The sequence below is a fragment of the Agromyces soli genome (genome assembly GCF_022811605.1).
Lineage (GTDB): Bacteria > Actinomycetota > Actinomycetes > Actinomycetales > Microbacteriaceae > Agromyces > Agromyces soli.
Genome location: NZ_CP094533.1, coordinates 1,569,202 through 1,587,042 on the forward strand (window position 1 = coordinate 1,569,202; position 17,841 = coordinate 1,587,042).

General features: G+C 73.3%; 14 protein-coding genes and 1 pseudogene. 7 read left to right on the plus strand and 8 right to left on the minus strand.

Going from position 1 to position 17,841, the window contains the following annotated elements; all coding sequences use genetic code 11:
* Positions 1-17: 17 nt before the first annotated feature.
* From MTP13_RS07570 to MTP13_RS07595, 6 genes are read right to left on the minus strand one after another with little or no spacing between them, the layout of a single operon-like run.
* The gene (locus tag MTP13_RS07570; protein WP_243570456.1) at positions 18-1,295 is read right to left on the minus strand and encodes an amidohydrolase family protein; all 1,278 of its coding nucleotides are present in this window, start codon (positions 1,293-1,295) and stop codon (positions 18-20) included.
* Positions 1,285-2,040 (minus strand): (S)-ureidoglycine aminohydrolase, encoded by a 756-nt coding sequence (gene allE / locus MTP13_RS07575; protein WP_243570457.1) that lies wholly within the window; start codon positions 2,038-2,040, stop codon positions 1,285-1,287. Before allE ends, MTP13_RS07570 begins: the two co-directional genes overlap by 11 nt.
* A complete protein-coding gene (locus tag MTP13_RS07580) occupies positions 2,037-3,122 on the minus strand; it encodes an aminopeptidase (RefSeq protein ID WP_243570458.1) in 1,086 nt (361 codons plus the stop codon). Before MTP13_RS07580 ends, allE begins: the two co-directional genes overlap by 4 nt.
* Complete coding sequence (locus MTP13_RS07585; protein WP_243570459.1) at positions 3,119-4,504, minus strand: dihydroorotase; 1,386 nt, start codon at positions 4,502-4,504, stop codon at positions 3,119-3,121. Before MTP13_RS07585 ends, MTP13_RS07580 begins: the two co-directional genes overlap by 4 nt.
* Positions 4,501-5,814: an amidohydrolase family protein gene (locus MTP13_RS07590; protein ID WP_243570460.1), complete on the minus strand. Its 1,314-nt coding sequence runs from the start codon at positions 5,812-5,814 to the stop codon at positions 4,501-4,503. Before MTP13_RS07590 ends, MTP13_RS07585 begins: the two co-directional genes overlap by 4 nt.
* A 5-nt stretch (positions 5,815-5,819) precedes the next feature.
* Complete coding sequence (locus MTP13_RS07595; RefSeq protein ID WP_243570461.1) at positions 5,820-6,509, minus strand: pyroglutamyl-peptidase I; 690 nt, start codon at positions 6,507-6,509, stop codon at positions 5,820-5,822.
* Between the two features lie 260 nt (positions 6,510-6,769).
* Between MTP13_RS07595 and MTP13_RS07600 the strand changes: the two genes are divergently transcribed.
* The 6 genes from MTP13_RS07600 to MTP13_RS07625 are packed head-to-tail and all read left to right on the plus strand — an operon-like array spanning position 6,770 to position 13,562.
* Positions 6,770-8,407, plus strand: a complete 1,638-nt coding sequence (locus tag MTP13_RS07600; RefSeq protein WP_243570462.1) for an ABC transporter substrate-binding protein — start codon at positions 6,770-6,772, stop codon at positions 8,405-8,407.
* Positions 8,404-9,360, plus strand: coding sequence for an ABC transporter permease (locus tag MTP13_RS07605; RefSeq protein WP_243570463.1), 957 nt, complete (start codon positions 8,404-8,406; stop codon positions 9,358-9,360). Before MTP13_RS07600 ends, MTP13_RS07605 begins: the two co-directional genes overlap by 4 nt.
* On the plus strand, positions 9,357-10,235 hold the full coding sequence (locus MTP13_RS07610) for an ABC transporter permease (RefSeq protein WP_189083386.1): 879 nt from the start codon (positions 9,357-9,359) through the stop codon (positions 10,233-10,235). Before MTP13_RS07605 ends, MTP13_RS07610 begins: the two co-directional genes overlap by 4 nt.
* Positions 10,232-11,077: an ABC transporter ATP-binding protein gene (locus MTP13_RS07615; RefSeq protein ID WP_243570464.1), complete on the plus strand. Its 846-nt coding sequence runs from the start codon at positions 10,232-10,234 to the stop codon at positions 11,075-11,077. Before MTP13_RS07610 ends, MTP13_RS07615 begins: the two co-directional genes overlap by 4 nt.
* Positions 11,074-11,889 (plus strand): ABC transporter ATP-binding protein, encoded by an 816-nt coding sequence (locus MTP13_RS07620; RefSeq protein ID WP_243570465.1) that lies wholly within the window; start codon positions 11,074-11,076, stop codon positions 11,887-11,889. Before MTP13_RS07615 ends, MTP13_RS07620 begins: the two co-directional genes overlap by 4 nt.
* 38 nt (positions 11,890-11,927) lie before the next feature.
* The gene (locus MTP13_RS07625; RefSeq protein ID WP_243570466.1) at positions 11,928-13,562 is read left to right on the plus strand and encodes an ABC transporter substrate-binding protein; all 1,635 of its coding nucleotides are present in this window, start codon (positions 11,928-11,930) and stop codon (positions 13,560-13,562) included.
* A 102-nt stretch (positions 13,563-13,664) separates the two neighbouring features.
* Here the strand turns inward: MTP13_RS07625 and MTP13_RS07630 are convergent, their stop codons facing one another.
* Positions 13,665-14,708, minus strand: coding sequence for an alpha/beta hydrolase (locus MTP13_RS07630; protein ID WP_243570467.1), 1,044 nt, complete (start codon positions 14,706-14,708; stop codon positions 13,665-13,667).
* 13 nt (positions 14,709-14,721) lie between these two features.
* A complete protein-coding gene (locus tag MTP13_RS07635; RefSeq protein ID WP_243570468.1) occupies positions 14,722-15,261 on the minus strand; it encodes a GNAT family N-acetyltransferase in 540 nt (179 codons plus the stop codon).
* A gap of 279 nt (positions 15,262-15,540) precedes the next feature.
* Between MTP13_RS07635 and MTP13_RS07640 the strand changes: the two are divergent.
* Positions 15,541-17,700 (plus strand): annotated as a pseudogene (locus MTP13_RS07640) (DEAD/DEAH box helicase); the annotation flags it as partial.
* Positions 17,701-17,841: the final 141 nt, after the last annotated feature.

Below are 17,841 nucleotides of genomic sequence, written 5' to 3' on the forward strand. Positions count from 1 at the left end.
AGGCGCGGGGAACGCCATCAACTGTAGACGAGCTCGGTGCTGACGCGGCGCGACGCGACGAGCGCGCCGCGGCGCACCGTCCAGCGCGATCCCGCCTCATTGCGCAGCGCGTGCAGGCGGTTGCCCGCGGCCAGCACGACGAAGGAGGCCTCCGCGCCCGCCTCGAGCCGCGGCGCCGGCCGGCCGACGGCGGCGCGGGCCGAGCTCGTCACCATCCGCCAGGCGTCGTCCACGCCCTCGCCCGCGCGGTCGGCGAGGGGCAGCGCGTGCCAGGCGAAGCGGGCCCGCTCGAGCGGGTCGAGGGTGCCGAGCGACTCCCAGTTGTCCTCGTGGTTGCCGGTGCCGATCGTCACGGTCACCCCGGCATCGAGCAGCTCGTTCGGCCGCGAGACGCCGCGGTACGGGTACGAGCTCTGCAGGTTCGACGGGCAGACGGTGATCGCGATGCCCGCTTCGGCGACCTTCTCGATCACGCGGGCGGCGTCGGCGTCGGCGTAGGTCTCGAGGGCGCCGACGTGGTTCGCGTTGACGAGCCCCTGCATGCCGTACGCGACGGTGAGCTCGGCGAGCGGCTCCAGCAGGCGCTCGCTCGGGTCGGTGAAGTAGTCGACGTTGATGTCGATCGGCCGGCCGAACCGTTCGGCGAGCTCGAAGACGAGCCGCAGGTGCGTGAGCCGCGCCTCGTCGTCGGCCTCGTTGTTGGGCCAGCCGCCGACGCGGTCCGCACCCATCGCGAGAGCCTCGGCGACGAGCCCGTAGGCGCGCGCGTCGCCGACCATGCCCTCCTGCGGGAACGCGGTGACGACGGTCTCGATCACGCCGTCGCACTCGGCTCGCGCGCGCAGCACCCCCTCCACCGAGGCGAGCCCGGTCACCGAGTCGATGTCGGCCTGCCCGGCGAGGAGGCCGACGCCCTCGAGCGCCGAGGCGCGCAGGAAGCGGCCGGCGCGCTCGGCGACGTCGTCGACGGTGAACGCCGCCTTGAGGTCGCGCTGGCGCTGCATGAGCACGGGGCGGGGGCCGTGCGCGACGAGCCCGAGCTCGGCGATTCGCTGCCGGCTGTAGACCTTGTCGGGGTGGCTGTGCGGCTCGACGAACGGGGTGGTCACGAGGCCGCCATCGGCGTCGATGACCTCGTCGGCGGCCGTGCCGGCCGCGGCATCCGGTCCGATCGCGGCGATCGCGCCGTCGCGGACGACGACGTCCACGAGCGCGCCGGCCGGCGCGCCGGTGCCCGCGGCGTCCCGGTCGAGCCGGGCGCCGCGCACGATGAGCTGGGCGGTCTCAGAAGCCATCGCGGTTCACGTCCTTGTAGAGCAGGTAGGCGGATGCCTCGGGGCCGGTCGCGGTGAAGGCCTGCGTGCAGTACGGCGCCATGTAGATGAAGTCGCCCTGCTGCACGTCGACGTGCTCGCCGTCGAGGTGGTACACGCCGCCGCCCTCGAGGAGGTAGAGGCCGTGCTCCTGGTGGTGGATCTCGACCATGCGGAACCGGGCGCCGCCCTGGAACCGCATCACGTTCATCGCGAGGTCGAAGCGCTCGTCGTCGGGCAGCAGCTGTCCGTAGCTGCCGTCGATGCCGTCGTCGTCGATGCCGATGATGTCGCCGAGCCGGCCGGCCACGACGGGCGGCGCCTCGACGCCCTCGACGGCGAGGTACCGCTTCTTCACCCACAGGGCGCGGGAGGCCGCGACGGCCTCGAGCTCGAAGGTGCGGCCCTCGGGGAGGAAGAGGTAGCCCCCGTCCTCGAGCAGCCACTCCTCGCCGGCGGAGCGCACGCGGAGCCCGCCGTCGAGCGCGATGAGGAAGTTCTCGAAGCCCGAGCCCTGCGGGAGCGTGCTCGCGGCGCCGGCCTCGAGCTGCAGCAGGTACTGCCCGAAGCGGGCGGGGCTGCCCTGCGGTGCGGCGAGCACGGTCGCGGCGTACGGCGGCAGGCCGGGCAGCGTGTTCTCGACCATCGTGTCGGGCGTCATCAGGTAGTAGCGGTCGCCGACGCGGCCGCGGCTCGCGCTCAGGTAGTCGTTGCGGTAGCTCGTCACTCGGGGCTCCAATCGGCCGGAAGGGGGTCGGGGTAGCGGCCGTCGACGAGGAGCGGTGCGCCGTCGACGGTGATGGTGGGGCGTTCGACGACGAGGTCGACGTGCACCTCGGAGTGCCAGTGCGCGCCGGTGTAGTCGCCGAAGGGATGGCCGAGGGCGATGTGGCAGCCGGGCACGTTCTCGTCGAAGAGGAGGTTCCCGCTGAGCGCCGTGCAGGCGCGATTGGTGCCGACGGCGAACTCGCCGATGCGGCCGGCGTGCTCGTCGCGGTCGAACCAGGCGCGCAGCCGCGCGGCGAGTTCCGCGTCGGGGTGGTCGAGCGCGACGAGCCGCCCGCCGCGCACCTCGAAGCGCGCGGGCTCGGCGAGCAGGCCGGTCGAGGCGTTGAAGGGGTAGCCGAGCACGCTCGCCGCGATGACGCCGTCGGCGCCGATCGGCGAGCAGAACACCTCGCCCTGCGGCAGTCGGCCGCCCTCGCCCGGCGCGTGGTAGAGCCCGGTGAACGCGGTCCAGGGTCGGTCAGGGTCGAGGGTGAAGCGGATGTCCGTGCCGAGGGCGTTCCGCACCTCGGCGGTCGTCGCGTCGGTGAGCCGCGTGCGGACGAGCTCGCTGAAGCGGGCCACTTCGCGGTAGTCGGCGGCGAGGCCGATGCCGAGGCTCGGCCGGTCGAGCGCCGTGAGCTGGGCGTGCCTGGCGCCCACGGCATCGAGCCGGGCCCAGAAGCGCTCGTCCCAGGCGAGGCGGTCGTCGCCGTCGCGCGCGGCGAACGCCGTCACGGTGGGCCGGTGCGCGGCGATCGCCCGCTCGATCTCGGCGAAGGCGGCCGGGTAGTCGTCGTCGAGCCCGGGCACGAGGTGCAGCCGGGCCTCGTCGGCGACGCGGGCCGCGGCAGTGACGATGCGCTCGGCGAGCTCCCGCGTCGCCTCGTCGGTGAGGACGAGCACCCGGTCGCTCGCGCTCACGGCGAGGCAGATGTCGATGAGCTCGCGCGCCCCGCGGTCGAGGTCGGCGTCGCTGACGGGCGGCAGCGTGCTCGGGCGCCGGAGCCCGGACGCGGCGCTGCTCGCGCCCGGCCCGCTCACGCGGAGCTCCTCGCTGGCGCGGGGACCGCGAGCGGCACGAAGGCGCCGGGCCCCCGGTCGGTCACGAGTCCGCCGTCGAGCACGACGAACTCGCCGCGGGCGACCGTCGCGCGCACCCGGACGGTGCTCGGCCGGCCCTCGTAGGGCGACCAGCGGTCGGGTCCGAACTGGCCGGACGCCTGCACCGGCCGGGCCTCGCCGAGCTGCAGCACCGTGAGGTCGGCGTCCGCGCCGGGCGCGATGCGCCCCTTCGCGGGCGCCGCGCCGCAGCGCTCGGCCGGGCGGCTCGTGACGAGGGCGAGCGCCTCGGACAGCGTCCAGCCGCGCCGCAGCGCCTCGTCCAGGAAGAGGGGCGCGAACTCGCGGGCGCTCTGGATGCCGAACGGGCCGCCGAGCGCGTCGTGCTCGGCCACGGCCTTGTCGGCGACGGAGTAGACGCAGTGGTCCGACACGACGGCATCGATCGCCCCGTCGCGGAGCCGCCGCCACATCCCCTCGACCTCGGGCCGAGCGCGCAGCGGCGGTGCGCAGAGCGCGGTCCAGCCGAGCCGCAGGAAGTCCTCGGCGTCGAGCAACAGGTGGTGGGCGGTGACCTCGCAGCTCGCGGGGACGCCGCGCTCCCGTGCCGCGGTGACGAGGTCGACCGCCTCCGGCAGCGAGAGGTGCACGAAGTGCACGGCCCCGCCGGTCTCTTCGGCGATCGCGAGAACGCGGCGCACCGCCTCGAGTTCGAGCTCGGGGCTGCGTGCGTCGAGCACGGCCGCGTAGTCGGTGCGGCCGGCGGCGCGCTCGGCGGCGATCCGGGCGCTCAGCCCCTCGCGGTCCTCGGCGTGCACGAGCACGAGCCCGCCGTGCCGCGCGGTCTCGGCGAGCCCCTGGCGGAGGTCGTCGTCGCTCGCCGAGGGGTAGTCCATGTCGTTCTCGGGCAGGAACGCCTTGAACCCGGGGGCGCCGAGCTCGCGCTGCCCGCCGAGCTCGCCGAGCCCCGGCCCGGTGAGCGCGCCCCACAGGCCGAAGTCGACGATCGCGCCGTGCGCGCCGAGCTCGGACTTCGCCGCATAGCGCGCGGCGGTGGTCGTCGGCGGGGTCGTGAAGGGGTGCTCGATGACGAAGGTGCAGCCGCCGAGCGCGGCGTTCGCCGTGCCGATGCGGTAGTCGGCGGCGAGGTCGTCGCCGGGGTTGTCGAAGTGCACGTGCAGGTCGACGAAGCCGGGGGAGACGACGTCGTCGCCGGCGTCGAAGACGCGCTCGGCGTCGACCTCGCGGTCGGCCCCTCGGCGCACGGCCGTGATCCGGCCGCCCTCGACGAGCACCGTGGCGGGCACGAGCTCGTCGCCGAGGAGCACCCGCTCGCCGACGACCGCGAGCTCGGCGCGGCTCATGCGCCGGCCCCCGCCGCGAGCCGGGCGTCGGCTCCGGCGATCGCCTCGTCGACGCTCCGCCGGGCGACGATGCGCCCGGCCTTGATCGTGGTGAGCGGGCCGCCCGGGCGGCGGAGCGCCTCGAGCCGGTCGCGGGCGCCGAGCAGCACGAGGTCGGCGGGCATGCCCGCCGTCACGTCCGGGGCGCGCCAGGCCTCGGCATCCGCCCGGCCGCGATCGTCGAGCGCGTGCGCCGCGCCCGAGGTGACCATGTGCCAGACGAGGTCGACGTCGTCGTCGCCGTAGCCGCCGCCGACGAGGGTCATGTAGGCGCGGTCGAGCGGGCTCAGCGTGCCGAGCGGGTACCAGCCGTCGTTCAGGTTGTCGCTGCCGACGACGAGCTCGGCGCCGGCCCGGCGCAGCTCGTGCGGGCGGGAGAGCCCGCGCGGGCCGCCGTCGACGAGGTTCAGCGGGATGATCGCGACGCGCACGTCGGCCTCGGCGACCCGGGCGGCGACGCGGAGGGCGTCCTCCTCGGAGTAGCGCTCGATGCCGCAGCAGTGGCTCGCGAGCACGCGGCCCTGGTAGCCGCGGGCGATGGTCTCCTCGGCGACGACCTCGAGCATCCGCTCGCGCTCGTCGAGCCAGCAGTCGGCGTGGATGTCGACGTCGACGTCGAACTCCTCGGCGAGTTCGAACACCGTGCGCACGTGGGCGCGCTGCTCGGCGTCCCCCTCCTCGACATTGGGCCAGCCGCCGATGAGGTCCGCGCCCGAGCGCAGCGCCTCGCGGAGCAGCGGGAGCGCGCCGGGATCGCGGCCGAGGCCCTCCTGCGGGAAGGCGACGAGGTCGACGTCGAGGATGCCGCGCACCTCCTCGCGCGCCTGCAGCACGCCCTCGAATCCGCGGAGGCCGGCGATGGAGTCGATGTCGATGTTCGCGCGCAGCCGGGTGACGCCGTTCGCGACGGCGAGCTCGAACGCCCGGCGGGCGCGGCGGGCGACCCGCTCCGGCGTGAAGCCGGCCTTGATGCGGCTGGAGCGGGCGAAGTGGTCGAGTCCGGATGCCTCGGCGGGGTCGAGCTCGGAGAGGCTGAACGACTTGTCGGGGTGCAGGTGCGGTTCGACGAAGGCGCGGGCGAGGAGGCCGCCGCGCGCGTCGAGGCGTTCGGCCCCGGCGCGTTCGGCCCACTCGGCGAGGGCGGCCGCGCCGATGGAGCCGCTCGGCTCGATCGCGGCGACGGCGCCGTCGCGGAGCAGTGCATCGTGCTCGCCGGGGCGGCCGTGCAGCGCGGCGCCGGTGACGAGGAGGGCGGGGGCGTCCGTCGGCATGCCGGTCACCACTCCCACTCGTTCGCGGGCGCGTCGAGGTCGCCGTCGGGGTTCGCGATCGCGGCGGCGGCGGCGATGCGCACGGCCTCGGCCTGGAGCCGGAGGTCCATGCTCGGGCCGTTGCTGCCGAGGCTCGCGACGTGACCGGGGGTGTCGGGCAGGTGGATGAACCCGGCGCGGCTGCCGAGGCCGCGCTCGGCCACGAGGTGCAGCGCGGTGTACATCACGGCGTTGCAGCCGTGGGTCGACGCGGAGTTCGAGAGGAGGGCGGGGATGCCGCGCTCGCGGATCGCGTGCGTGATGGCCTTGATCGGCACCGTCGCGAGGTAGGCCGTGGGGCCGTCGGTGTAGACGGGGTCGCCGGCGGGGCGGTAGCCGTCGTCGTCGGCGAACTGGAAGTCCTGCACGTTCGCGGCGATGCGCTCGATCGAAACGGTGCTGCGACCGGAGAACACCCCGGTGGAGAGGATGACGGCGGGGGGCGTGCCGGCCTCGTCGAGGATCGGGGCGAGCGCCTCGGCGGGGTGGCGGTGCCAGGCGAGGCTCCGGCCGACCAGCAGGTGCCCCGCCACGGTCTCGCCGTCGAGCTCGGCGGCGAGCTCGGAACTCGGGTTGACCGGGTAGCGCAGATCGGCTCGTTCGGCGGTGTCGCCGAACCCGCCGTTGCCGGTGATCAGGATCCACGGTTGGCTCACGTCTCGCTCCTTCGCATCACGGATTCGACGTGCCGGGAAGCCACCGGACCACGTCGTCGCCGGACCTCACGGTAGCCCATGCCGAGACGAAAAGGAACGTTCCATTCGAAAAAAAGAACGTTCCATTCCCTTGACAGCGATCCAGGCCGCCGTGTTTACTCATCGGCAGACGGCCCCCATCGGCCACCGCAGGCGGAATCCCCCGACCGCACCAGCTACGCCGTCGATCGCACGTACCCACGACGAGGTGAGGAGCAGTGATGAGGCGCACAGCCAAGGCCGCCAGACGGGCCATGATCGCAGGAGGCGCGGCGGCCGTCGTCGTGCTCGCCGGATGCGCGTCGCCCGCGGCACCCGAACGGCGCGACGCGGCCGTCGAGGTCGTCGAGCTCACCCCGGCCCCCGCCGGCGAGCTCGACCGCATCACCTGGGCCGTCTCGAGCGAGCCGGCCTCGCTCGACTGGATCTACAACGCCGACAACACCACCGGCTCGATCCTCGCGAACGTCTGCGAGGGCCTGCTCCGGCTCGCCCCCGACCTCTCGCTCGAGCCCGCGCTCGCCGAGTCCTTCGACCACCCCGACGCGACCACCTGGGTCTACACCCTGCGCGACGGGGCGAGGTTCCACGACGGCTCGCCGCTCACCGCCGACGACGTCGTGTTCAGCCTGCAGCGCCACCTCGACCCCGCCGCCGGCTCGTTCTGGTCCGGCGCGTTCGCGAACGTCGCCTCGATCGCCGCGACCGGGCCGCTCGAGGTCACCGTCACCCTGAGCGCCCCCGACGAGCTGTTCAACGCCTACATGTCGAGCCCCGCCGGCATCGTCGAGCGCGCCGCCACCGTGCAGGAGCTCGGCGAGCGCTACGGCACGCCGCAGGGCGGCGTGAACTGCATCGGCCCGTACGCGTTCGACAGCTGGGACTCCGGCCAGACGATCACCCTCGTCCGCGACGACGACTACTTCGACCCCGAGCTGCGGGCGAAGACCGAGACCGTGGAGTTCGCGATCGTCCGCGACCCCGCCGCCGTCGTCAACGGCCTGCTCTCCGGCTCGCTCGACGGCACCTGGGAGGTCGCCCCCTCCGCGATCACCCGGCTCTCGGGCAGCGGCGTCGGCACCGTCTCCTACGGGCCGAGCACGCAGGGCTACAACGCGATCGTGATGGATCCCACCGGCCCCCTCGCCGACCCCGTCGTGCGCGAGGCCCTCTCCATGGTCATCGACCGGCAGGCCATCATCGACGTCGCCATCGCCGGCGCCGGCCAGGAACAGCGCGCCCCCGCGGTGCCCGGCACCTGGGGCTACGAGCGCGACGCGTTCCAGGCCGCCTGGGACGACATCGACTCGGCGACCCTCGACCTGGATGCCGCGAAGGAACTGCTCGCCACCACCACGGCGCCCACCGAGCCCATCGTGCTCGCCACGACGAGCGCCGAGGCGCAGACGCCCGTGATCGGCGCCGAGATCCAATCGGCCGCCGCCAAGATCGGCCTCGACGTCGAGATCAGCTCGGTCCCCGTCGACCAGTACTACGCCGTCTACACCGACGCCGAGGCGCGGAAGGGCATCGACCTCTACCTCACCGCCTGGGGCACCGACTTCGCCGACCCGCTGCAGATGTACCGCTACTTCGAGACGGGCAACTTCTACAACTTCTTCGGCTTCTCGAACCCCGACTACGACGCCCTCATCGCGCAGGCGGGCACCCAGTCCGACCCCGCGGAGCGCGCGGCATCCATCGTCGAGGCGCAGCGGATCGTCGTCGACGAGTCGCTCTGGATCCCGCTCTACGCGCCCTACAACACGATGTTCCTGAACGCCCGCGCCACGGGGGCCCCGGCCTCCTACGTGCAGCTGCACTCGCCGTGGGCGGCGATGATCGGGGCCGCCGGATGAGCGCCTGGCTGCTCCCGCTCGCGCGGCGCGTCGGATCCCTCGCCCTCGTGCTCCTCGCGACCTCCTTCATCGTCTTCGGCGCCATGTACCTCGCGCCCGGCTCGCCCGAGTCCTTCCTCGTGCGCGGCAACTCGGTGACGGCGGAGACGCTGCAGGCCATCCGCGACCAGTACCACCTCGACGAACCGTTCCTGTCGCAGTACGTGCTGTGGCTCGGCGGCGTCGTGCACGGCGACTTCGGCCTCTCGATCCAGTTCCGCCAGCCCGTTGCGGAGCTCATCGCGAGCCGGGTGCCGACGACGGCGATGCTCGTCGGCTACGCCGCGGTGCTGATCCTCGTGGTCGGCGTGCTCGTCGGCGTCCTCGCCGCGGTCAAGCGCGGCGGCGTCGACGGCACCGCGATCGTCGTCAGCACGGTCGCGATGGCCACCCCGTCGTTCGTCGTCGCGATGGCGCTCACCTCGCTGTTCGCGGTGACCCTCGGCTGGTTCCCGGCGTTCGGCGCGGGGGAGGGCTTCGGCGACCGGCTCTGGCACCTGACCCTGCCGGCGGTCGCGCTCGCGCTCTCCTCCGCCGCGCTCGTGCTGAGAACCACGCGCACCTCGATGATCGGCGCCCTCGGCAAGGAGTACGTCGAGACCGCCCGGGTGCGCGGCTTCTCCTCCTCCCGCGTGGTGTGGGGGCAGGCGTTCCGCGGCGGCATCGTGCCCGTCGTGACCCTCGCCGGCCTCGTCATCTCCGGCCTGCTCGTGACGACCACGATCGTCGAAACGGTGTTCGGCCTGAACGGCATCGGTTCGCTGCTCGTGCAGGCCGTCAACGTGAAGGACTTCCCCGTCGTGCAGGCCGTCATCCTCATCATCGTCGCCGTGTTCGTGCTCTCGAACCTCGTCGTCGACCTGCTCTACCCGGTGCTCGAACCCCGCGCCCGGGCGAAGGGAGGCGCACGGTGACGCTCCCCACCACCGAGACGCGCTCGACGCACCTGCTCACGCGGCGCTCCTGGCTCGCCATCCGCCACCGCGGCAACGCGCTCACGCTCGCCGCCGTCATCGCGCTCGGCGTGCTCGTGCTCGTCGCGATCCTCGCCCCCGTCATCGCGCCCTACGACCCCAACCAGGTCTCCCTGATCGACGCGCTGCAGCCGCCCTCGGCGGCCCACCTGCTCGGCACCGACGAGGCCGGCCGCGACGTGCTCTCCCGGGTCATCTGGGGCGCGCGGATCTCGCTCCTCGGCCCGCTCGGCGTCGTGCTCGGCTCGACCCTCATCGGCGTCACCGTCGGCGTGTTGTCGGCGTGGCGCGGCGGCTGGGTCGACGCGACGGCCTCGCGCTTCGTCGAGATCCTCTTCGCGTTCCCCGGCGTGCTGCTCGCCATCCTCATCGTCGCCGTCTTCGGCCCGGGCCTCGCCTCGACCGTCGTCGCCCTCGCCGTCGCGTACATCCCGTACATGGCGCGCACGACCCGCAGCGTCGCGCTCGCCGAGCGGCAGACGCCCTACATCCGGGCGCTCGAACTGCAGGGCATGTCGGCCTGGCGGATCACCTCGCTGCACCTCGTGCCGAACATCGCCCCGTTCGTGCTCGCCCAGGCGACGCTGTGCTTCGGCTACGCCATGATCGACCTCGCCGGCCTCTCCTTCCTCGGCTTCGGCGTGCAGCCGCCCGAGGCGGACTGGGGCGCCATGGTCGCGGCCGGCCAGGCCGCCCTGATCCAGGGCTCGCCCGCCCCGGCGCTCGCGCCCGGCGCGGTCATCGTCATCGCCGTCGTCAGCTTCAGCCTGCTGGGCGAGGGCATCGCGGAGCGCGTGAGGAGGACGAGCGCATGAGCGGCTCGAAGCAGATGGTGGATGGCCCGGTGCTCGCGACCGAGGAGCTGCGCCTCGACGTCGGCGCCGGCGAGACCGCCGTGCGCATCCTCGACGGCGTCGGCCTCAGCTGCGCCGCCGGCGAGATCGTCGGCCTCGTCGGCGAATCCGGCTCGGGCAAGTCGATGACGCTTCGCACCGCGGTCGGCCTCGCGCCGAAGGGGGCCCGGCTCACCGGTTCGGTGCGGGTCGCCGGGCGGGAGCTCGTCGGGGCGGGCCGTCGCGAGGTGCTGCGCGTGCGCCGCGAGATCGCCGCGATGATCTTCCAGGACCCCCGCGCCCACGTGAACCCGTACCAGCGCATCGGCGCGTTCGTCGCCGACGGCCTGCGCCGCACCCGCGGCTGGAGCCGCGCCCGCGCCGCGCAGCAGGTCGTCTCGCTCCTCGACGAGGTCGGCCTGCCCGACCCGGAGACGCTCGCCGATCGCTACCCGCACGAGCTCTCGGGCGGCATGCTGCAGCGCGTGATGATCGCCTCGGCGCTCTCCACCGAACCCCGGCTGCTGCTCGCCGACGAGGCCACCACCGCACTCGACGTCACCACGCAGGCCGAGATCATGGGCCTGCTGCGCCGCCTCCGTGAGGAGCGCGGCCTCGCGATCGTCTTCGTCACCCACGACCTCGACCTCGCCGCGGCGAGCTGCGACCGCATCCACGTGATGCAGTCCGGCGTCGTCGTCGAGGAGGGCCCCGCCCTCGAGGTCTTCGAGCGACCCGAGCACCCCTACACCCGCAAGCTCCTCGACGCGATGCCCTCCCGGCTCGACGCCGAGGCGCCGATGCCGATCGGAGGCGCCGCATGAGCATCCTCACCGTCGACGGGCTGAGCAAGAGCTACGACCACGGCCGCGTGAAGGCCGTCACCGACGTCTCCTTCGAGCTCGCCCAGGGCGGCTCGCTCGGCGTCGTCGGCGAATCGGGCTCCGGCAAGACGACGCTCTCCCGGCTCATCACCGGCATCGAGCAGCCCGACGCCGGCCGCATCGTCGTCGCCGGCACCGAGCTCGAGGCCCGCACCACGCGGCGGGCCCGGCACGAGCGCGCCGGCATCATGCAGATGGTCTTCCAGGACCCGTACCAGAGCCTCGACCCGCGGCAGACCCCAGAGGAGGCGATCGACGAGATCATCACGCTGCACGGCGGACTCCGCGGCGCCGCCCGCACCGCCCGCCGCCGCGAGGTGCTCGACCAGGTCGACCTGCCGGAGCGGGCCCGGCGCGCCCTGCCCCGCGAGCTCTCCGGCGGGCAGCGGCAGCGCGTCGCGATCGCCCGGGCGCTCGCGGCATCCCCGCGCCTCCTGCTCCTCGACGAGGCGACGAGCGCGCTCGACGTCTCAGTGCAGGCGCAGATCCTCCGGCTGCTCGCGCGCATCCGCGCCGACACCGGCGTCGCCATCGTCTTCGTCAGCCACGACCTCGAGGTCGTCCGCTCGATCACCGAGGAGCTCATCGTGATGTTCCGCGGCGAGGTGGTCGAATCGGGCGAGACGAGCCGGGTGCTGCGCGATCCGCAGCACCCGTACACACGCCTGCTCCTCAGCAGCGTGCCCCGCCCCGGATGGGACCCCGATCAGGTCTCCCGGGATCGCCGCACCTTCCTCCGTCAGCTCGCGTGACGGCCCGTCCGTCCCGCATCCCCCGCAAGGAGAGATCAATGTCGATGTCCCGCCGCACGCCGCGACTGGCCGGGGGCGCCGCCGCCCTCGCCGCCGCCGTGCTCCTCGCCGGCTGCACCGCCGCCGGCCCGTCCCCTTCCAAAGGCACCGCCCCCGAGCTCACCGAGTCGCTGCCCGCCCCGAGCACCCAGGTCGAGCGCCTCGACTGGGCGCTCTACGCCGAGCCGTCCTCGCTCGACCCCATCTACCCGAACGACTTCCCGCCGATGGAGGTGCTCTCGAACGTCTGCGAGAGCCTCATGCGCATCGCGCCGGACTTCACGATCGAGCCCGCGCTCGCCGAGTCGTTCGAGCAGCCCGACCCGCTGACCCTCGTCTACACGCTCCGCGACGGGGTGACCTTCCACAGCGGCGCACCGCTCACGGCGGACGACGTGGTCTACAGCCTGAACCGCTCGCGCAGCGACGAGCTCGGCTCGTTCCACACCGCCGTCTACGCGAACGTCGCCGACATCGTCGCGACCGCGCCGAACGAGGTGACGATCACGCTCACAGCCCCCGACCAGACGCTCTCGCAGGCGCTCGCCACGGGCGCCGGCCGCATCGTGAACCAGGCGTCGACCGAGGCGCAGGGCACCGACTTCGGCACCCCCGGCTCCGACATCGACTGCACCGGCCCGTACTCGCTCGCCTCCTGGCGCGCCGGCGAGGCGATCACCCTCGAGCGCTTCGACGACTACTGGGACGACTCGCTGCCCTCCCTCGTCGCCGAGGTCGACTTCTCCTTCGTGCGCGACCCCGCCGCGCGGGTGAACGCGCTGCTCTCCGGCGAGGTCGACGGCACCTGGGGCGTCCCCGCCTCCGGCTTCGCCCGACTGCAGGGCGGCGGGCAGGGCACGCTCGCCTTCGGTCGCACCTCCGGCAGCTACGTCGCGATGGTGACCTCCCTCGACGGCGCGCTCGCCGACCCGCGCATCCGGCAGGCGCTCGCGATGAGCATCGACCGGGAGGGCATCATCGCCGCCGCCGTCGCCGGCGCGGCCGACCCGCTCGCCGCACCCGCCTCGCCCGGCACCTGGGGCTTCGCCCGCGAGGACTTCGAGCAGGCGTACCAGGAGATCGCGAACGCGAGCGGCGGCCTCGAGGAGGCGAAGGCGCTCGTCGCCGAGGCCGGCGTGCCGAGCGAGACCCTCACCATCGCGGTGACGAACTCGCAGGCGGAGATGCCGATCATCGGCGCCGAGGTGCAGCGCGCCGCGAAAGCGATCGGACTCGAGGCGGAACTCACGTCGCTGCCCGCCGACGGCTACAACGCGCTCTACAGCGACCCGGCCGCCCGCGACGGCATCGACCTGATCTTCTCGCTCTGGCAGACAGACTTCCCGGACCCGACGCAGATCTACCAGTACCTCGAGAGCGACAACTTCTTCAACCTCTCGGGATGGTCGAACGCGGAGTTCGACCAGGCGATCGACGCCTCGCGGGCGAGCTCGGACGACGCCGAGCGGGCCGCCTCGCTCATCGCGGCCCAGTCGATCGAGATCGCCGACCCGACCTGGCTGCCGATCTACACCCCGTACAACGCGGTGTTCCTCGGCAAGGGGCTGACCGGGGCGCCGACCGCCGCCGTGCAGCTCAACTACCCCTGGGCGGCCATGATCGGCGGCGAGTAGCAAGTGGTTCGCTGAGCTCGTCTTGGTTCGCTGAGCTCGTCGAAGCGAGGGGTCCGCTTCGACGGGCTCAGCGAACCAAGACGAGCTCAGCGAACCACGGGCTCAGCGGGCCATCCGGTCCAGCGCCGCGTGCAGGAACGCCGCCACCCGCGCGCGCATCGGCGCGTCGAGGATGCCGATCGAGTGCGCCGACCCCGGCACCACGAGCGACTCGACGGGGACCCCGGCCGCCTCCAGCGCCGCGACGAACGCGGTCTGCTGCCCGAGCGGGATGACCTCCGCATCCGACTGGGCGAGGAACACCGGCGGATCGCTCGCATCCAGATGCGTCGCCGCGGACGCCTCGGCCGCCGCCCCGCACGCGGCGTCCCCCGGTTCGCAGCCGAGGTAGTCGGCCACGACGGATCGCAGCCACGGGGAGGCGCCGTCGGTGTCGAGCGCGCGCCGGGTGAGCCCGAGCGGGCCGGACAGCTCGGCGACGGCCGCCACCCGTGAGCCGGTGTCGAGCGGCCCGTCGCCGCGAGTGCCGAGCAGTGCGGCCAGGCTGCCGCCGGCCGAACCGCCGAAGGCGCCGATGCGCCCGGGATCGATGCCGAACTCCGCCAGCTGCTCGGGCTCGCGCAGCCACTCGACCGCGAGCGCCACGTCGTCGAGCTGCGCGGGGTACACCGCGTCGGGCACGAGCCGATAGTTCACCGAGACGGCCACGAAGCCCTCGCTCGCGAGCCAGAGGCAGACGTTGCGCCAGTCGGCGTTCGCCTTGTCGCCGCGGGCCCAGCTGCCGCCGTGGATCGAGACGACCGCGGGCAGCGCGCCCGCCGCGGCATCCGTTCCGCCCTCCACCGCCGCGAGCGCGTCCGCGGGGCGGCACACGTCGAGCGTGAGCAGCGTGCCGTCCTCGCGCACGCCGTACGCGAGGTCCTCGTCGACGACGAGATCGGCCGGAGCCTCGAAGGTGCGGATGCCGATCGGCACGACGCTCGTGAGCTCGCTGCGCGACTCCGCGGCGTCGGGGTCGATGGGCTGCAGCGGCAGGTGGAAGCCGGAGAGCACGCCGGTCACGGCGACGCCGGCGAGGGCGGCAGCGGCGACCAGCACCAGGCGCGTGCGCCCGCCGCGACCGCCGGAGGATCGAGTGCGGGTCACGGGGGCTCCGGGTTCAGGGGTGCAGCGATGCTACCTCCGCGTCGGCCGAACGCGAAGTCAGGGCCTTCGCCATGCAGATGCTGTACTCCTCGCCGACGTACGGGCCGAACAGCGGGACGGGCCGGTAGCCGTGCTTCGCGTACAGCGCCTGGGCGGGCAGGTGCAGCGTGCCGGTCTCGAGCACGAGCTCGCGGATGCCTCGGCTCGCGGCATCCGCCTCGATCGCGTCGAGCAGGCGACCGGCGATGCCGAGCCCCCTGGCGCGCTCGTCGACGTACATGCGCTTGAGCTCGCCGCGCCCGGCGAAGTCGGCCGCGTGCTCGTCGTCCGCGTGACCACCCACCACGAGCGCGGCGATGCCGAGCGCGGCACCCGACCCGTTGCGGGCGACGAAGAGCCGCACACCCGGCTGCTCGAGTTGGCCGACGTCGAGCAGGAAGCAGGCCTCGGGCGGGTAGCCGAGTGAGAAGGAGTACTCACTGCTGCCGGCGAGGAGGCGCTCGACCTCCGGCTGGCGGGGCGGTTCGATGCGGACGGTCACGGTGCTGGTCACGCGGCGAGGGTACGCGCCGCGTGTTTCCGCGGGATTTCGGCGCTCGGCGCGGATGCCCGGCGCTTTCCCAGCGGCGATCGGGTATCGTTGGCGGGTCGGTTCTGGACACCGCGCTGTGCGCGGATGGGTTTGTGAGTCCTGAGGGCCGGTTCCGCAGCATCAGGCTGCGGATAGTCACCGTATGTGAACGGCCCCGGTCGACGATGCTCCCGGGTTCTCGGTGTGCCGCGCCTCGCGGCGGCACCGCCATGTACTCGAATACAACCCAGGAAGCACCACATGCCGAAGAACAAGAAGCCCGCGGGCGGACGAGCCCACGACTTCGACCCCTCGTACGCGAAGAGCAGCCGCGCCGGTCGCCCGGCCGGCAGCGGCAAGCCCGGCTCGCGCAGCCCCGGTCACCGCGGCTACCGCCCCGAGGAGCCCTCCGAGCGCAAGCCGCGCTGGACGCGCGACGAGCGCACCGCGAGCGGCCGCGCACCGCACCGCTCCGAGCGGGACGGGCGGGACGACCGTCCGGCCCGTTCGTACGATCGTGACGACCGGGCTCCGCGTCGTTCGTTCGATCGGGACGACCGTCCGGCTCGTTCGTACGATCGTGACGAGCGCGCTCCGCGTCGCTTCGATCGGGACGACCGGGCTCCGCGTCGTTTCGACCGGGATGATCGTGCCCCGCGTCGTGACGACCGGGCCCCGCGCCGTTTCGATCGGGATGATCGTGCGCCGCGTCGTGACGACCGTCCGGCTCGTTCCTTCGATCGTGACGACCGGGCTCCGCGTCGTTTCGATCGGGATGATCGTGCGCCGCGTCGTGACGACCGTCCGGCTCGTTCCTTCGATCGTGACGAGCGTGCGCCGCGCCGCTTCGATCGGGACGAGCGTCCCGCGCGTTCGTTCGATCGGGATGACCGTCCGCGTCGTTCCTTCGATCGCGACGACCGCGCCCCGCGTCGTTCGTTCGATCGGGACGAGCGTGCGCCGCGCCGCTTCGATCGGGACGAGCGTCCCGCGCGTTCGTTCGATCGGGACGACCGTCCGCGTCGTTCCTTCGATCGTGACGAGCGTGCGCCGCGCCGCTTCGATCGTGACGAGCGCCCCGCGCGGTCCTTCGACCGCCCCGGCTTCCGCGACTCGGAGCGCCGTCCCTCGGCGTTCTACCCGGCGAAGGACGAGCGCAGCCGCTTCACCGCGGAGGACGACGTCGTGCTCGAGCGTCTCGAGGCCCAGGCCATCCAGGCCGACGCGGTCGACGGCATCGGCTTCGGCGAGCTCGGTCTCGGCGGCAACATCGTCCGCGCCCTGAAGGAGCTCGGCGCCGAGTCGCCGTTCCCGATCCAGGCGGCGACGATCCCCGTCGTGCTCGAGGGCCGCGACGTGCTCGGTCGCGGCCGCACCGGCTCCGGCAAGACGATCGCCTTCGGCGCGCCGACCGTCGAGCGGCTGATGCAGCTCTGGGCGGAGCAGCAGCGCGACGTCGAGAACGGCCCCGACGGCCGCCGCAAGCGCCAGATGGGTCGCGCGCCCCGCGCCCTGATCCTCGCGCCGACCCGCGAGCTCGCCCTCCAGATCGACCGCACCGTGCAGCCGATCGCCCAGTCGGTCGGGCTCTTCACCACGCAGGTCTACGGCGGCGTGCCGCAGGCCCGCCAGGTCGGTGCGCTCCGCCGGGGCGTCGACATCGTCATCGGCACTCCGGGCCGCATCGAGGATCTGCTCGCCCAGGGCCACCTCGACCTCTCGGACATCCGCATCACGGTGCTCGACGAGGCCGACCACATGTGCGACCTCGGCTTCCTCGAGCCGGTGCAGCGCATCCTCCGGGAGACCCGCGACGGTGGCCAGAAGCTGCTGTTCTCGGCGACGCTCGACACCGGCGTGGCCGCCCTCGTCGAGGAGTTCCTCGTCGACCCGGCCGTGCACGAGGTCGCCGGTGAGGACCAGGCGTCCGGCACCATCGAGCACCGCGTCTTCGTCATCGACAACCGCGACAAGCGCGACATCGTCGCCCAGCTCGCCGACCGCGACGGCAAGACCCTCGTGTTCTCGCGCACCCGCGCGTTCGCCGAGGACCTCACCGAGCACCTCGAGGACGCCGGCGTGCGCGCCGTCGCCCTGCACGGCGACCTGAACCAGTCGCGCCGCACGCGCAACCTGCAGCAGCTCACGAGCGGCCGCGTCGACGTGCTCGTCGCGACGGACGTCGCGGCCCGAGGCATCCACGTCGACGACATCGACCTCGTGATCCAGGCCGACGCGCCCGACGAGTACAAGACCTACCTGCACCGCTCCGGCCGTACCGGCCGCGCCGGTCGCACGGGCCGGGTCGTGACCCTCATCCCGCGCAACCGTCAGCGTCGCATGAACGAGCTGCTCGACCGCGCCGAGATCGAGGTCGACTTCGAGGACGTGCGGCTCGGCGACGAGCTCCTGTTCGACCTCGGGCCGGTCGAGGTCGCGGCGCCGGTCGCGGCTGCTGCCGAGTTGGTTTCTGCCGAGCCGGCTGACGACGAGGTGACTGACGACGCAACCGTCGAGCAGGGCGAGACGCCCGCCGAGTAGGCGCGTCGCCCGCCCGGCGAC

Bases quoted from the DNA above. Each gene is read 5' to 3' on its own strand.
- MTP13_RS07570 (WP_243570456.1), bottom strand. From the start codon at position 1,295: ATGGCTTCTGAGACCGCCCAGCTCATCGTGCGCGGCGCCCGGCTCGAC.
- MTP13_RS07585 (WP_243570459.1), bottom strand. From the start codon at position 4,504: ATGAGCCGCGCCGAGCTCGCGGTCGTCGGCGAGCGGGTGCTCCTCGGC.
- MTP13_RS07590 (WP_243570460.1), bottom strand. From the start codon at position 5,814: ATGCCGACGGACGCCCCCGCCCTCCTCGTCACCGGCGCCGCGCTGCAC.
- MTP13_RS07600 (WP_243570462.1), top strand. From the start codon at position 6,770: ATGAGGCGCACAGCCAAGGCCGCCAGACGGGCCATGATCGCAGGAGGC.
- MTP13_RS07605 (WP_243570463.1), top strand. From the start codon at position 8,404: ATGAGCGCCTGGCTGCTCCCGCTCGCGCGGCGCGTCGGATCCCTCGCC.
- MTP13_RS07615 (WP_243570464.1), top strand. From the start codon at position 10,232: ATGAGCGGCTCGAAGCAGATGGTGGATGGCCCGGTGCTCGCGACCGAG.
- MTP13_RS07620 (WP_243570465.1), top strand. From the start codon at position 11,074: ATGAGCATCCTCACCGTCGACGGGCTGAGCAAGAGCTACGACCACGGC.
- MTP13_RS07625 (WP_243570466.1), top strand. From the start codon at position 11,928: ATGTCGATGTCCCGCCGCACGCCGCGACTGGCCGGGGGCGCCGCCGCC.